15 protein-coding genes are annotated in these 13,414 nt (G+C 70.7%); 3 read left to right on the forward strand and 12 right to left on the reverse strand.

The annotated features are described in order from the left end of the window. Positions 1 to 34: 34 nt before the first annotated feature. The 10 genes from ACIPY8_RS13745 to ACIPY8_RS13790 all read right to left on the reverse strand — a co-directional run bounded on the left by ACIPY8_RS13745 (position 35) and on the right by ACIPY8_RS13790 (position 9,161). On the reverse strand, positions 35 to 982 hold the full coding sequence (locus tag ACIPY8_RS13745; protein WP_400819144.1) for a nucleoside hydrolase: 948 nt from the start codon (positions 980 to 982) through the stop codon (positions 35 to 37). Continuing rightward, the gene (locus ACIPY8_RS13750) at positions 970 to 1,314 is read right to left on the reverse strand and encodes a hypothetical protein (RefSeq protein ID WP_400819146.1); all 345 of its coding nucleotides are present in this window, start codon (positions 1,312 to 1,314) and stop codon (positions 970 to 972) included. Before ACIPY8_RS13750 ends, ACIPY8_RS13745 begins: the two co-directional genes overlap by 13 nt. 7 nt (positions 1,315 to 1,321) lie before the next feature. Then, the gene (locus ACIPY8_RS13755; protein WP_400819148.1) at positions 1,322 to 2,641 is read right to left on the reverse strand and encodes an MFS transporter; all 1,320 of its coding nucleotides are present in this window, start codon (positions 2,639 to 2,641) and stop codon (positions 1,322 to 1,324) included. Positions 2,642 to 2,714: 73 nt separating this feature from the next. Continuing rightward, positions 2,715 to 3,701 (reverse strand): nucleoside hydrolase, encoded by a 987-nt coding sequence (locus tag ACIPY8_RS13760; protein WP_400819150.1) that lies wholly within the window; start codon positions 3,699 to 3,701, stop codon positions 2,715 to 2,717. A 45-nt stretch (positions 3,702 to 3,746) separates the two neighbouring features. Then, entirely contained in the window at positions 3,747 to 4,421 is a 675-nt protein-coding gene (locus ACIPY8_RS13765) for a substrate-binding domain-containing protein (protein WP_400819153.1), read from the reverse strand. Then, the gene (locus ACIPY8_RS13770; protein WP_400819155.1) at positions 4,418 to 5,437 is read right to left on the reverse strand and encodes a phosphoglycerate dehydrogenase; all 1,020 of its coding nucleotides are present in this window, start codon (positions 5,435 to 5,437) and stop codon (positions 4,418 to 4,420) included. The genes ACIPY8_RS13765 and ACIPY8_RS13770 overlap by 4 nt, the downstream gene beginning before the upstream one ends. Next, the gene (locus ACIPY8_RS13775; protein ID WP_400819158.1) at positions 5,434 to 6,219 is read right to left on the reverse strand and encodes an NAD-dependent epimerase/dehydratase family protein; all 786 of its coding nucleotides are present in this window, start codon (positions 6,217 to 6,219) and stop codon (positions 5,434 to 5,436) included. The genes ACIPY8_RS13770 and ACIPY8_RS13775 overlap by 4 nt, the downstream gene beginning before the upstream one ends. A 167-nt stretch (positions 6,220 to 6,386) precedes the next feature. Beyond that, positions 6,387 to 6,974, reverse strand: coding sequence for a TetR/AcrR family transcriptional regulator (locus ACIPY8_RS13780; RefSeq protein WP_400819160.1), 588 nt, complete (start codon positions 6,972 to 6,974; stop codon positions 6,387 to 6,389). Then, on the reverse strand, positions 6,964 to 7,560 hold the full coding sequence (locus tag ACIPY8_RS13785) for a sugar O-acetyltransferase (protein WP_400819162.1): 597 nt from the start codon (positions 7,558 to 7,560) through the stop codon (positions 6,964 to 6,966). The genes ACIPY8_RS13780 and ACIPY8_RS13785 overlap by 11 nt, the downstream gene beginning before the upstream one ends. A gap of 47 nt (positions 7,561 to 7,607) precedes the next feature. Further along, a complete protein-coding gene (locus ACIPY8_RS13790; RefSeq protein WP_400819165.1) occupies positions 7,608 to 9,161 on the reverse strand; it encodes an MFS transporter in 1,554 nt (517 codons plus the stop codon). Between ACIPY8_RS13790 and ACIPY8_RS13795 the strand changes: the two genes are divergently transcribed. From ACIPY8_RS13795 to nhaA, 3 genes are all read left to right on the forward strand, one after another. Further along, complete coding sequence (locus ACIPY8_RS13795) at positions 9,072 to 9,275, forward strand: hypothetical protein (protein WP_400819168.1); 204 nt, start codon at positions 9,072 to 9,074, stop codon at positions 9,273 to 9,275. The genes ACIPY8_RS13790 and ACIPY8_RS13795 overlap by 90 nt on opposite strands. A gap of 59 nt (positions 9,276 to 9,334) precedes the next feature. After that, positions 9,335 to 9,508: a hypothetical protein gene (locus tag ACIPY8_RS13800; protein ID WP_400819171.1), complete on the forward strand. Its 174-nt coding sequence runs from the start codon at positions 9,335 to 9,337 to the stop codon at positions 9,506 to 9,508. A 61-nt stretch (positions 9,509 to 9,569) separates the two neighbouring features. Further along, positions 9,570 to 10,844, forward strand: coding sequence for a Na+/H+ antiporter NhaA (gene nhaA / locus ACIPY8_RS13805; RefSeq protein ID WP_400819174.1), 1,275 nt, complete (start codon positions 9,570 to 9,572; stop codon positions 10,842 to 10,844). A 41-nt stretch (positions 10,845 to 10,885) separates the two neighbouring features. Here nhaA and ACIPY8_RS13810 read toward each other — a convergent pair whose 3' ends face one another. Then, positions 10,886 to 11,887: a CNNM domain-containing protein gene (locus tag ACIPY8_RS13810; RefSeq protein WP_400819177.1), complete on the reverse strand. Its 1,002-nt coding sequence runs from the start codon at positions 11,885 to 11,887 to the stop codon at positions 10,886 to 10,888. Continuing rightward, positions 11,884 to 13,275, reverse strand: coding sequence for a hemolysin family protein (locus tag ACIPY8_RS13815; RefSeq protein WP_400819179.1), 1,392 nt, complete (start codon positions 13,273 to 13,275; stop codon positions 11,884 to 11,886). Before ACIPY8_RS13815 ends, ACIPY8_RS13810 begins: the two co-directional genes overlap by 4 nt. Positions 13,276 to 13,414: the final 139 nt, after the last annotated feature.

The following is a 13,414-nucleotide window of genomic DNA, read 5'->3' on the forward strand; positions in this document are numbered from 1 at the left end:
AGGAATCCTCACCCGCCCCTTCGGCATCCGTCCGTCAGCGGTGCGCCGTGACCGCCGCCGTCAGCGCGTCGGCGACGGCCGCGGCGTCGATGTCGAACAGCACGTCGACGTTCGGCTCGCCCTTCCAGCGGTCGATCATCTGCACGACGGTCTGCCCGCGGGTGTGCTCGCCGTGCAGCTCGATGTCGACGCGCAGCCGGCGCACCGTGAACCAGTCGGGGTTCAGGGCGTAGGCGACGCACGGCACGTCGTTGAGGTGCATGCCCTCGGTCTTCCACTCGGGCATCTCGTCGGGGTCGTCGTGGCGATCCGGGTAGCCGATCATCTCGCACAGCGCGCGGCCCATGGGCGACTCCGACTCCCAGAGCGTCGCGATGTGGGCGGGGCTGAGCGCGAAGCTCCGCGACACGTCGAGGCCGACCTGCGTGAGCGGGGCGCCCGACTTCACGACGATCTCCGCGGCCTCGGGGTCGTTGTAGATGTTCGCGCTCGCGACCGGGGTCACGTTGCCCCACGTGAGGGCGGCTCCGCCCATGTAGATGATGCGACGCACCGACTGCGCGAACCGCGGCTCCAGTTTGATCGCCAGCGCGACGTTCGTGAGCGGCGCGAGCGCCATGATCGTGATCTCCCCGGGCGACGACATGACCGTGTCGATCATCCGCAGCACGGCGTCGGAGGGGACGACCGCATCGGGATCCGGGTCGGGGTACTCCCAGTAGCCGACTCCGCCGGGGCGGTGGATGTGCTCCGCGAAGTGCGGCTCGCCGACGAGGGGTCGCGCGGCGCCGCTCCAGATCGGGAGGTCGGGGCGACCGGCGAGGGTCGCGATCTTGCGTGCGTTGATCGTCGCGGTCTCGACGGGGACGTTCCCGAAGACCGTGGTCAGCGCCTCGATCTGGAAGGCGTCGGAGGCGAGCGCCCAGAACAGCGCTCCCGCGTCGTCGATCCCGGGGTCGGTGTCGATGATCAGTCGTTCCATGTGCGTGCTTTCTCTCTGTCCGCGCGGCTCGGATGCCGGTCGGGTACTTCCGTGGGGTCGGGGGCGGATGCAGGGTCGGGGGCGGATGCGACAACGGGCTCGGATGCTGCGCGCGCCGCGCGCCTCGCCCGGAACAGGTAGACGCAGTTGATCACGATCAGCGTGACGTTGAGCGCGACCATGGGGGCGCTGCCGAGCAGCAGGTTGTACGCCATGAGGAGCGTGGATGCGCCGAGGTTCACCCACCGCAGGCGCGAGATCGTCGGCTGCATCAGCGATGTGATCAGGAGGGCGCTGCCCGCCCAACCGACGATCTCGCGCCAGAGGTCCATCAGGGCGTCACTTCCCGACGAAGAGGCCGTTGCGGCGCTTCGCGAGCACGTACAGCACCACGCTGATCGCGCACAGGGTCGCGATGTAGATCGGGAAGACCCACATCAGGCCGAGGCTCTGCAGCCACAGCAGCAGATACGACGCCGTGCCGCCGAAGATCGCGACGCCGAGGCCGTAGCCGAGTCCGAGAGCCGTGCCGCGGATGTGCTGCGGCAGGAGGGAGTTCGACACGACGACGAAGATCGTCATGTTGAGGAGGAGCACGATCGCTCCGCCGAACATCACCCCGGCGAGCGTCCCGACGCCGGGCTGCGAGTACAGCAGCGCGAGGAAGATCGTCGGGATGGCCAGCAGTCGGGCGACGACGAACCAGCGCGACATCGGGAACCGATCGAGGATGCGGCTGAGGCCCAGAGCCCCGAGCGTGAGGAAGATGCCCATGCCGGTGGTGATCGCGAAGACCGCGGTGGGGTCCTCGCCGAACGTGCCGTTCGCGAGGTTCGGGAGGCCCGCGATCCACGTGTAGTTGTACGCCTGGATCGCGCCGACGATGAAGATCGCCGCGAGCACGCTCAGCCAGTACTTGCGCACGTCGCGCCACACGGAGTTCTCGGAGGTCGGCACGGCGCCGACCGTGCGGATCGCCTCGGTGTTCATCGTCTCGGGCAGCGTGCGGCGCAGCCACAGGACGAGCAGGCCGAAGACGCCGCCGACCAGGAACGGGATGCGCCAGCCCCACGCGGCGAGGACGGCAGGGCCGAGCAGCGAGCTGATGAAGAAGATCGACAGCGGCGCCAGCAGGTTGCCGAGGTTGTTGAAGAACGCGAAGAACCCGGCCACGTACCCCGGGCGGTTGGGCACCAGCTCGAGCGCGTACGCGGTGCCGAGCGGCGCCTCGACGCCCGCGGAGAGGCCCTGCAGGAGGCGTGCGGCCACCACGATGATGGGCGCGGCGACGCCGATCGTGGCGTAGTCCGGGAGCACGCCGATGATGAAGCTGCCCAGGGCCACGGCGCCGATCGCGAAGATCATGATCTTGCGTCGGCCGAACCGGTCGGCCACGAATCCGAACACCACGCCGCCGAGCGGACGGGCGACGAACCCGACCGCGAAGACCGCAAGGGCGTTCAAGGTCGACGCCAGGGGGTTGTCCGAGGGGAAGAACGCGGCTCCCAGGTAGACGGACAGCAACCCGAAGATCGCCCAGTCGTACCATTCGAGCGCGTGGCCCCAGCTCAGGGCGCGGAGGTTGCGGCGCTCGGTCTTGCTCGCCTTGCCCTTCAGCTGCTGGGGTGCGGTCGTCGTCACTGCTTCGTCAGTACTCATTCGAGCTCCTTCGCTCTACCCCGTGAGAGTGGGGTGGTCGGGTATCGGGTGTTCGGGTCGTTCGGAGGGGTGGTCAGTTCCAGGGGACGGGGCGACGCAGCGTCTCCCCGATCAGGTCGAGGACGCCGTCGAAGTCCATATCGACGACGACGCGGTGCAGTGGCCTGGTCTCGCCGCGCACCGGATGCACTCCGGCGAGGTAGCGATCGCCGGTGGCCGGATCCTCGAACGTCTGCAGCGGACGTTGCACGGAGGCGGCCACGAGCTCGGGACGCAGCAGCGTCGCCACGGCGAGGCTGTCGTTGATGCCCATGATGCGCTCGTCGTCCGGGCGCTCGTAGGAGCGCGTGTAGAAGCCGGCGTAGTCGGCGCTGATCGCGGTGATCAGCTGCGCGGCGGGCGAGCCCGTCTCCTCCGCGATGTCGAGGAAGAAGCGCTCGGGCACCAGCGCCTGGCGCGTGACGTAGGGGCCGCACCAGGTGACGACGCCCTCGTGACGCGCGACCTCCTGCGTGGCGTCGGGGTCGAACGACACGTTGGGGTCGCGGGAGACGCGGAACCGACGATCCGCCCACGGCTCGGTGTCGTGGTAGAGCGCGGGACCGAGCGTGCCGACGATCGTCACGCTGCGCAGTCGCTGCAGCAGCCGGGGTTCGCGATGCAGCGCGAGCGCGAGGTTGGTCTGCGGGCCGAGCGCGACGTAGTCGATCTCCCCGTCGTGCGCGTCGACGAGGTCGAGCAGCATCTGCACGCCGTCGGGCTCTGCGGGCACGGACACGGCGGGTCGCAGTCCGGTGTTGCCGAAGCCGTCCTCGCCGTGCACTCCGGGGTTGAGCTGGAGCTCCTGCTCGAGCGGCACGGACGCTCCGCGGTACACGGGCACATCGGATCGACCGACCGTGTCGAGCACGTAGCGCGCGTTGTCGGCGGCGCGCTCGCTCTCGCAGTTCCCGAACACACTGATCGCGGCGAGGATCTCGACCTCGGGGTCCGCGGCGAGCAGCATCAGGGCCAGTGCGTCGTCGACGCCCGTGTCGGTGTCGACAATGACTTTTCTCATGTTCTTCTTCTTTCGGATGACGGGGATGGCGGAGGGCGCCCGGCGTCAGGGGGCGGCGAGCCCGATGTCGGCGAACGCACGACGGGCGTCGGCGCGTACGAGGGTCTCGGCGAACGCCGACGCCGCGGGCGTCTCGCGGCGCACGCCGATCGCGAAGCGTCCGTACGACTGCAGGGCGTGCGGCAGCGGGGCGACGACGTGGGGGCCGGCGACCGACCGCAGCTCGCTCACCTGCTGGATCGCGACGCTCGCCCGTCCGTCGACCACGGCCTCGGCCGTGAGCCCCGAGGGGAAGCGCACCGCCCTCTCGTCGATCTCGTCGAGCAGGCGGCGCTCGCGCAGCACCGACATGAAGTGCAGTCCGCTCGCTCCGCTCAGCGTGTAGGCGACGGCCGGTGCGGCTCGCAGGTAGTCGAGGAACGCGGCCTCGCCCTCGTCGACCGGAGCCGGACCGTCGGGGAGCCGCGCGAAGCCGACCGCGGACACCGCGATGTCCGTCACCTGAGCGGGATCGAGCACGCCCTGCGCCGCGAGCTCGCGCACCGACGACGACACCCCCAGCAGGAGATCGGGGCGCTCGCCGGCCGCGATGCGGTCGAGCAGCACCGTGGTCGGCTCGAACGTGGTGACGACGGTCTCGCCGGTCTCGCGCTCGTACGCGGGGATCACGGTCTCCTCGAGCGCCTGCTTCACCACCAGGCCGCTGTACAGCGAGATCATGCGGGGACCTCCGGGGACACGTGGGCACGGTGGTCGGGGTTGACGACGAACTGCGGCTCTCCGCCGCCGAGGACCGCGATCACGGTGGCGGCGGCGATGCGCCCCGATTCTCCGCGTGCCTCGCGCGTGGCCCCGGCGACGTGCGTGGTGGCGAGGATGCCGGGCGTGCGCAGCAGCGGGCTGTCGGCGGGGAGCGGCTCCTGCGCGAAGACGTCGAGCGCCGCGCCGCCGATGACGCCGCGCTGCACGGCATCCACCAGTGCGTCCTCGTCGATGATGCCGCCGCGGGCGGTGTTGACGATGATCGCGTCGTCCTTCATGAGCGCGAGGCGCTCGGCGTCGATCAGGTCGCGTGTCGAGTCGTCGAGGAACAGGTGCAGCGTCACGAAGTCCGAGTCGGCGAGCACCTCGTCGAGGGTCGCGCGGCGGATGCCGTGGGTGGCGGCGAACTCCTCGTCGAAGTACGGGTCGTAGGCCGCGATCCGCATCCCGAAGCCGCGGGCGATCGTCGCGACGGCCTTGCCGATCGAGCCGAGCCCGAGGATGCCGAGGGTCGCTCCGCGCAGCTCGCGTCCGGTGAGCTGGTTCCAGCGTCCGTCCGCGAGGTTGCGGACGTTCTCGGGGATGCGCCGCGCCGAAGCGAGCAACAGGGCGAAGACGTGCTCGGCCACGGCCTGACGGTTGGCGCCCGCGGTGATGCACACCGGGATGCCGCGACGGGTCGCCGCGTCGACGTCGACGCTGTCGTAGCCGACCCCCGTGCGCACCACGACCTGCAGGCGCGCGGCGGCGGACAGGTCGTCGGCGCCGAGCGGGCGGGTGCCGGCGATGATCGCGCGCGCCTCGCCGAGGATCGCGGTGCGCTCCTCGGCGGGGAGGGCGTCGAGCTCCGGCTCGTGCCTGGTCGTGAATCCCGCGTCGCGCAGAAGCATGTCGACCTCGTCGCCGGGCGCGAGGAAGGCGGTCGTGATGAGGACGTCGGCGTGGCGCGCGTCCCCGGTCGAAGCGGTGGTCACCAGATGCCTCCCTCGTAGTCCGCGGCCGTGAAGGCGCCGCCGTGGAACCGCGGCGCCGGTGCGTCGGAGTCGACGCCGTCGGCGTGGTCCGCCGCATCGTCCTGGGGGACGTAGCCGATGGCCGCCCACCCCGCGGCGCCGTTCCACCACGAGTCGCTGTTGGCGGAGCATCCGTACACGATCTGGCAGCCCACGGGGCCGTTCTCGATCGCGCAGCGGACGAGCTCGATGCCGTCGCGCCAACTGAGCCACAGCGCGAGCTGGCGCACGTCCTCGGGTGCGGGACGGAACGTGCCGATGCGCAGCAGCACCGACTCGATCCCCCACTTCTCGTGGTACAGGCTGGCGAGCGCCTCGCCGAAGGCCTTGGACACGCCGTAGAACGTGTCGGGACGCAGCGGGGCGCTCTCGTCGAGCACGGTGGTCGCCTCGTGGAAGCCGACGACGTGGTTCGAGCTCGCGTAGACGACGCGACCGACGCCGGCCCGCCGCGCGGCTTCGTACACGTGCTGGGTGCCGTCGATGTTGGAGGAGCGGATGTCGTCGTAGCTCGACTCGTCGGCGACACCGCCGAGGTGCACGATGACGTCGACGCCCTGCGCGGCATCCGTCAGGAGGTCGAGGTCGGCGAGGTCGCCGAGGACGACCTCCTCCCCCGGGTGCAGCGGCTCCTCGGGGGCGTGGCGCGAGAACAGGATGACGCGGTCGTAGCGCCCGGCGAGACCGTCGCGGATCACCCGACCCATGCGGCCGGTGCCGCCCGTGTACAGAACTGTGGTCATCATCGTCCTTCGATCGCGTTTCCGAATCAAATAGTATTTTACATACTATTTTATTGGCGTCCAGCCCTGAGCCCGAAAAGCATCGGGAGGCCGCCCGCGAGGACCAGTCTTCCACCGCTGCGGATGCGCTCGATGGGGCGCGCGCCGCGGACCCCTGCGACGCGGGGCTATCGCGACGCTGTGACGCGCGCGACCGCCTCGGCGATCTCTCCCGGGTCGCGCGGCTCCTCGTCGAGCGCCCGATGGATCGAGATCCCCTCGATCATGGCGTCGACCAGTCGGGCGGTCTCCGGGTCGAAGTGACGCTCGAGGGCGGCGCGGCTGCGCCGCATCCACGCCGTGGTGAGCGCGCGGTAGGCGGGCTCACGCGCCGCGAGCGTGTAGAGCTCATGCGACAGGACGAGCTCGCGCCCGTCGCCGAACACGTCCTCCTGGATGATCGCGACCACGGCGGCTCGCGCGGACTCCTGATCGCGCGCGGCGGCCATGCGCAGCTCGAAGCGCTCGCTGATCGTCTGCGAGAACAGCGTGAAAGCCTCGCGGAGCAGCTCGCCGATGCCGTCGAAGTGGTAGGTCATGGACCCGAGGGGCACCCCTGCCGCCTCGGCGATGCGACGATGCGAGGCCCCGGCCACGCCGGATTCGGCGATCACGTCGAGGCACGCCGCGATGATGCGATCGCGGCGCTCGGGATCGTTCCGGCGCCCGCTGCGGCTGCCACCCGCGGTCCGCCCGGATCGCCCCTCAGCCGACACGAGAGGCCTCGATCGACCGCACGACCCGAGCAGGACTGCCCACCGCGACGACGTTCGCGGGGATGTCGCGCGTCACGACCGAGCCCGCCCCGATCACGCTGTTGTCGCCGATCGTGACGCCCGGACAGACGATCACTCCCCCGCCGAGCCACACGTTGTCGCCGATCACGATCGGCTCCGCGGCCTCGAGCTTGTCGCGACGCTGCTGCGGATCGATCGGATGCGTGGGTGTGAGCAGTTGCACGTTCGGGCCGATCTGGCAGTCGGCGCCGATCGTGATGCGCGCGACGTCGAGCGCGGTGAGATGGAAGTTGATGAAGGTCCGAGGCCCGATGGAGATGTTCTCGCCGTAGTCCACGTGCAGAGGCGGGCGGATCACGACCTCCGCGCCCAGGTCGCCGATCAGATCGTCGAGCCACCCGCGTGCGGCGGGGTCGCCTGCCAGGGTCTGGCGCTGATAGACGTCCGCGAGGCGTGCGGCGCGCGCGCTGCGTGCGGCGAGCTCGGGGTCGTCGCCGATGTAGAGGTCGCCCGCGAGCATCCGCTCACGGTTCGAGCGAGGGTCGCCGGCGAAGTGATCGATCATGAAGGGATCGTACCATTGTGCGTACGATCGTACTCATTTAGGCGGGGTCAGGGTGCCGTCGGTCCCCGCCCCTTCGTCCCGAGCGGCACCACCGCGCTCAGCACCACGAGCGACACCGCTCCGAGTGCCGCGATGCCGGCGGGGATCCAGAAGAGATGCGGCATGCCGAGCCACGCGGCGCCGACGCTGCCCAGGAAGCCGCCGAGTGCCGCGTTGAGCGCGTAAGAGCTGAGGAAGACGCTGGATGCCGTGCCCACGCGCTCGGGGAGCAGTCGTTGCGCCACGGTGATGCCGAGCACCCCGAACGTCGCGATCACCCCGGCCATGAGCAGCTGCCCGAGGACCAGCAGCAGGATCGGTTGCGCGACAGCATCCGCCGAGGCGTAGGCGACGTGCGCGCCGACCGCCATCGCCGCTCCGCCCAGCAGCACGCGCGTGACGCCGAAGCGGTCGGCGAGCTTCGCGGCGAACAGCATCAGGGGCAGCTCGACGAGCGGCTGCAGGCCGATGACCGCTCCGCGGAGGCCGGCGTCCATGCCGAGCGTCCTGTCCATGTAGAGCGGGAGGTACGCGAGCTTCACCGTCTCGCCGCACATGATGAGGATGTAGATCGCGGTGAACAGCAGCAGCGGTGCCATCGATCGCCGCATCGCGACGTTCGTTGCGCCGACGGCCTCGACGCGGACGGGCTCGGCAGCGCCGAGCTCGGCGGGATCGTCGGCCGCCGAACGGATCGGCGACGCCCGGCCGGACCGCACCGGCGGCGTCCGCACCCCGATGAGCGGCACGATCGACAACAGGATGCTGAGACCGGTGAGGAACAGCAGCGGGCGCAGACCGAGCGCCGCACCGAGCACGGCGCCGAGCACCGGGCCGACGACCCACCCGAAGGCCATGGCCGTGCGCATGACCGCGATCACGCTGTTGTCGGCCGGGGTGGGCGCGGCATTGAGCTCGTCGCGCACGGCGGCCTGCAGCTGCGCCGCCCCGGCGCCGGCGGCGCTCAGCAGCAGCATGTTGATCGCGAACGGCATCCATGCCTGCATCGCGACGGCCATGAGCGCCCAGCCCACGAATCCCGCGACCGCGGAGATGCGGAACACCAGCAGTCGCGATCCCATGCGGTCCGAGAGCGAGCCGACGATGTAGCCCGTGATCGGCGCGACGAGGTTCGTGAGGAAGTAGAGCCCGGCCTGCGAATCGGTCAGGTGCAGCTCCTCGACGAGGAACAGGGTGATCTGCGGCGCGGTGATCGACATGCCGATCCCGGAGATCACGAGGCTCAGGAACGCGCCGCGCAGCAGGCGCGAGCGGAGGATGTACCGCGTGGCCGACGCCTCGGGCCGCGGGGGCTGCTCGTGCGACACGCGAACCGCTCTCGGGAGGGGAAGAAGAAATATGGAAGGAGAGGTTACAAACCTCGACGGTCTCCATCGTATCGATTCGACGCACACGCCCGATAGTCGTGCAACCCCCTGGCCGACGCGACAGGGGGCGCGGATGCTGTCGTCATGAGCCACCCCGACGACATCAAGCAGCCCCTGGACCACCTGCCCCCGCTCGAGGAGCGCGACAAGGCCGTCGAGATCGACGAGCCGCACTACCCCGGCACCGACGCTCCGGCCGGGGAGGGCAATGCCTCCCCCGACACGGCCGCCGAACCGGGCGCACCCTCGCGGCACGGCGTCGACAAGCTCCCGCCGACCTCGCGCTGACCCACGGCGGATCGACCGCACTCCAGCACCCTCGCAGGACGCCCCGATAGTCTGGAGGCATGCCCTCCCTCGCGACCTCCGGCGCCTCTCGCGCCCCGCGAGCACTGCCGTCGGCCACGCCGATGGCGTCCTGGGCGAAGGTCGTCATGCACCCGGGGACGAACGGGTGGACGAGCGTCTGGGGCACGCTGTCCCACGGCGAGATCGCGGGCTGCCCGCCGCCAGGGCACTGACGCGCCACCGGCACCGGTGCGCGCGCTCGTGTCCGTGCTGCGTCCCTACCGTGAGGTCCCCATGTCTTCGTCATCCCCGTCGTCTCCCCGTCTCCCCCTCGCCCCGCATGAGCTGTGGCGCGGCATCCGCTCCACCGTCCGCAGCGACGTCACCGCGGGGGTGCTCCTGCTCGCCGCGACCGTCGCCGCCGTGATCCTCGCCAACAGCCCCGCGTCCGGCTGGTACACCGCCGTGCGGGACTTCACGTTCGGCATCCCCGAGCTGCACCTCGAGCTCAGCGTCGGTGCGTGGGCAGCCGACGGCCTGCTCGCGATCTTCTTCTTCGTCGTGGGCCTCGAGCTGAAGGAGGAGTTCACGACCGGGCGCCTCCGCGACCCGCGCGCCGCGGCACTCCCGGTCGCGGCCGCCGCGGGCGGCGTGCTCGTCCCCGCGCTGATCTTCCTGCTGCTCACGACCGGAGCCGGAGCGGATGCCGCGCGCGGATGGGCGATCCCCACCGCGACCGACATCGCCTTCGCGGTCGCCGTCATCGCCGTGGTCGGACGCTTCCTCCCGCCGGCCCTTCGGGTGTTCCTGCTCACGCTCGCGGTGGTCGACGACCTGATCGCGATCACCATCATCGCGACCGTCTACACCGACGACATCAGCCTGATCTGGCTCGGTCTGGCCGTGCTCCCGCTCGCCGCCTTCGCGTTCGCCGCCCAACGCGGCATCCGGTCGTGGTGGATCCTGCTGCCGCTGGCCCTCGCGACGTGGGCGCTCGTGCACGCCTCGGGGGTGCACGCGACCGTCGCCGGTGTGCTGCTCGCGTTCACCGTTCCCGTGCGGCCGACCGACCGGGCGCACGTGATCGTGGGTCGCGGCGAGGAGCGCATGCGCGAGGGTCTCGCGCCGCACTGGGCCGACCGCTGGGGTGTGGTCGCGACGCTGTTCGCCGTCCCCGTGTTCGCGTTCTTCTCGGCCGGCGTCGCGATCGGCGGGGCCGAGGGTCTGCGCTCGGCGTTCGCCGACCCGATCACGATCGGCATCGTCGCAGGGCTCGTGCTCGGCAAGCCCATCGGAATCCTGCTCACGACCCTCGGCGTCGGGAGCATCCCCGCGCTGCGGCGCGACCCGAGCCTGCGCTGGTTCGACCTCATCGGGATGTCATTCGTGGCCGGGATCGGCTTCACGGTGTCGCTGCTGATCGGCGAGCTCGCCTTCGGCAGCGCCTCGGTCGCCGACGAGCACGTCAAGATCGGCGTGCTCACCGGGTCGCTCGTCGCCGCGCTGATCGGAGGCACGCTGCTCGCGATCAGCAGCCGGCGGTACCGGAGGAGTCAGGTCACGGCCTGACCCCTCCGGCCCGCATCACACCGTCTCGTCACACCGTCTCGTCACACCGTCGCGGGCAGCAGCTCCCGGAGCAGGTCGTCGAGGGTCACGACGCCGATCAGCGCGTCGCCCTCGACGACCGCGGCGAGCTGCACGTGATCGCGGCGCATGCGGCTGAGCGTGTCGTAGGCGCCGGCGTCGGGGACGACGGTCGTGACGTCGCGCGCGATCCCGGCGACCGGGGTCTCGGCGTCGAGCGACAGCGTGTCGCGCACGTGCACGACCCTCACCGCCGCCCCCTCCCCCACGAGGATGCGCAGGTGCCCCGAGGCTGCGGCCACGGCCTGCACGTCGCGCACCGTCGCCCCCTGCGGCACCGCGGTGGGGGCGGCATCCGTCCGCACGATCTCGCCGACCGTGAGCGACTGGAGCGAGATGGCTCGCACGATCGGCTCCGAGTACTCGACCTCCAGCGTCCCGGCGGCGCGCGAGTGCGCCACGAGCTCACGGATCGTGTCGACGTCCTGACCGCCGGCCGCGGCCTTCTCGACCGGCTCGACGCCCGAGGCCTTCACGAGGCGGTTCGCGATGCGGTTGATCCAGAGGAGGAACGGGCGCAGCGGCCAGGTGAGCGCGCGGGCGAGGATGCTCGTGGCCTTGGCCGCGGTCTCGGGGTGCGCGATCGCCCAGGACTTCGGCGCCATCTCGCCGATCACCAGGTGCAGGAACGTCACCACGATGAGCGCGAGCATGAACGCGATGATGTCGGCCGCGATGTAGGGCAGCCCCCACGCCTCGAACACCGGTGACAGCGCGTAGTCGATCGCGGGCTTGGTGATCGCGCCGAGCAGGAACGTGCACGCCGTGATGCCCAGCTGGGCGAACGCGAGCATGACCGTGAGCTCGTTGAGACCGCGCAGGGCGGACCGAGCGGAGGCGCTCGTGTCGGCCTCGGCCTCGAGGCGGTGACGCCGGGCGGCGAGCAGCGCGAACTCGACGATGACGAAGAACGCGCTCGCGACGATCAGCGCCGTCGTGATCAGGGTGACCATCCACCAGCTCATCGGGCCACCTCCGTCGTGGTCTCGGCATCCGGGTCGGGATCGCCGCCCGACTCCTGCAGGGCGATGTGCACGACGGCCGGCACGTGGCGGGCGACCTCGACCACGCGCACGTCGAGCCAGCGGTCGATCTCGATGCCCTGCACGGTCTCGGCCGCCTTGGCGGGCAGGTCGATCCGCACGACGTCGCCCGATCGGGGCAGGTCGCCGTGCACGCTGACGACGAGACCCGCGATGGTCTCGGCGTCGTCCTCCGCGAGGTCGTGCCCGATGAGACGCTCGATCTCGTCGAGGTGCACGTCGCCCGCGAGAGTCCAGCCGTCCTCGCCGTCGGTCACGGCGACGGCGTCGGGATCGTGCTCGTCCTCGATCTCCCCGACGACCTCCTCCGTCAGGTCCTCGACGGTGAGGATGCCGTCGAAGTTGCCGTACTCGTCGACCACGCAGGCCAGTTCGTTGCGCGTCTGGCGCATGCGGTCGAGGGCGAGCGGGAGGCGCATGGCGGTGGGCAGGATCACCGGGGGGCGCATGACCTCGGACACGGGAGCGCTGCCGGCGGGGACGAGCCGCAGCAGGTCGATGAGCTCGACGACGCCGACGGGGATGTCCTCGTCGCCGATCACGGGATAGCGCGTGTGCCCCGTGGACATCAGCTCGCGGACCTCGGCGACCGTGGTCGACGGGGCGATCGTGTCGACCTTGGACCGCGGCACCATGGCGTGCTCGACGTCGCGCTCGGGGAAGTCGAGCATCCGGTCGATGATGATCGACAGGTCGTCGGGCAGGTCGCCGCTCACGCGGGACTCCTCCACGATCGCTTCGAGGTCGCGCGCCGTGGCGCTCTCGTCGACGTCCTCGAGCGGCTCGATGCGCACGAGTCGGAGCAGCGCGTTCGCGGCGACGTCGAACACCGTGATGAGCCAGCCGAACGCCGCGAGATAGATGCGGGTCGGCATCGCCAGGGCGCGGGCGAGCGGCTCCGGGCTCGCGATCGCCAGGTTCTTGGGGTACAGCTCGCCGAAGATCATCGTGACGATCGTCGCGAGCAGCAGCGCCCCGGTCGTGCCGATCAGCACCGACACCGCGGGCGGGATGCCGACGCCGCCGAGCAGCGTGCCGATGGACTCGCCGATCAGCGGCTCCGCGACGTAGCCGATGAGGAGGCCTGTGACCGTGATGCCCAGCTGCGCGCCGGAGAGCATGAACGACGTGCGCTTCGTGATCGCGAGGACGCGCTTCGCCTGCGCGTCGCCCTTCTCGGCGAGGGCCGCCATGCGCGACCGGTCGACCGACATGTACGCGAACTCCTGCGCGACGAAGAACCCGCACGCGGCGATGATCGCCAGCGTCAGCAGCACGCCGAGCAGCAGCGTCAGCACTGCCTCCAGCATCCGAACTCACCCCCTCGCACGAAGACGAAGGGGTCGGTAGATCGACCCTCCTGATCAGGGGCGGGGCGGTGACGGCTCACAGGTCTCTTCCTGGGGTCGTATGCGAGTCGCTCGTCCGACGGACGGCTCGATGATCACT

Origin of the sequence: Microbacterium sp. NPDC089696 (assembly GCF_044749125.1) — a bacterium.
Taxonomy (GTDB): domain Bacteria; phylum Actinomycetota; class Actinomycetes; order Actinomycetales; family Microbacteriaceae; genus Microbacterium.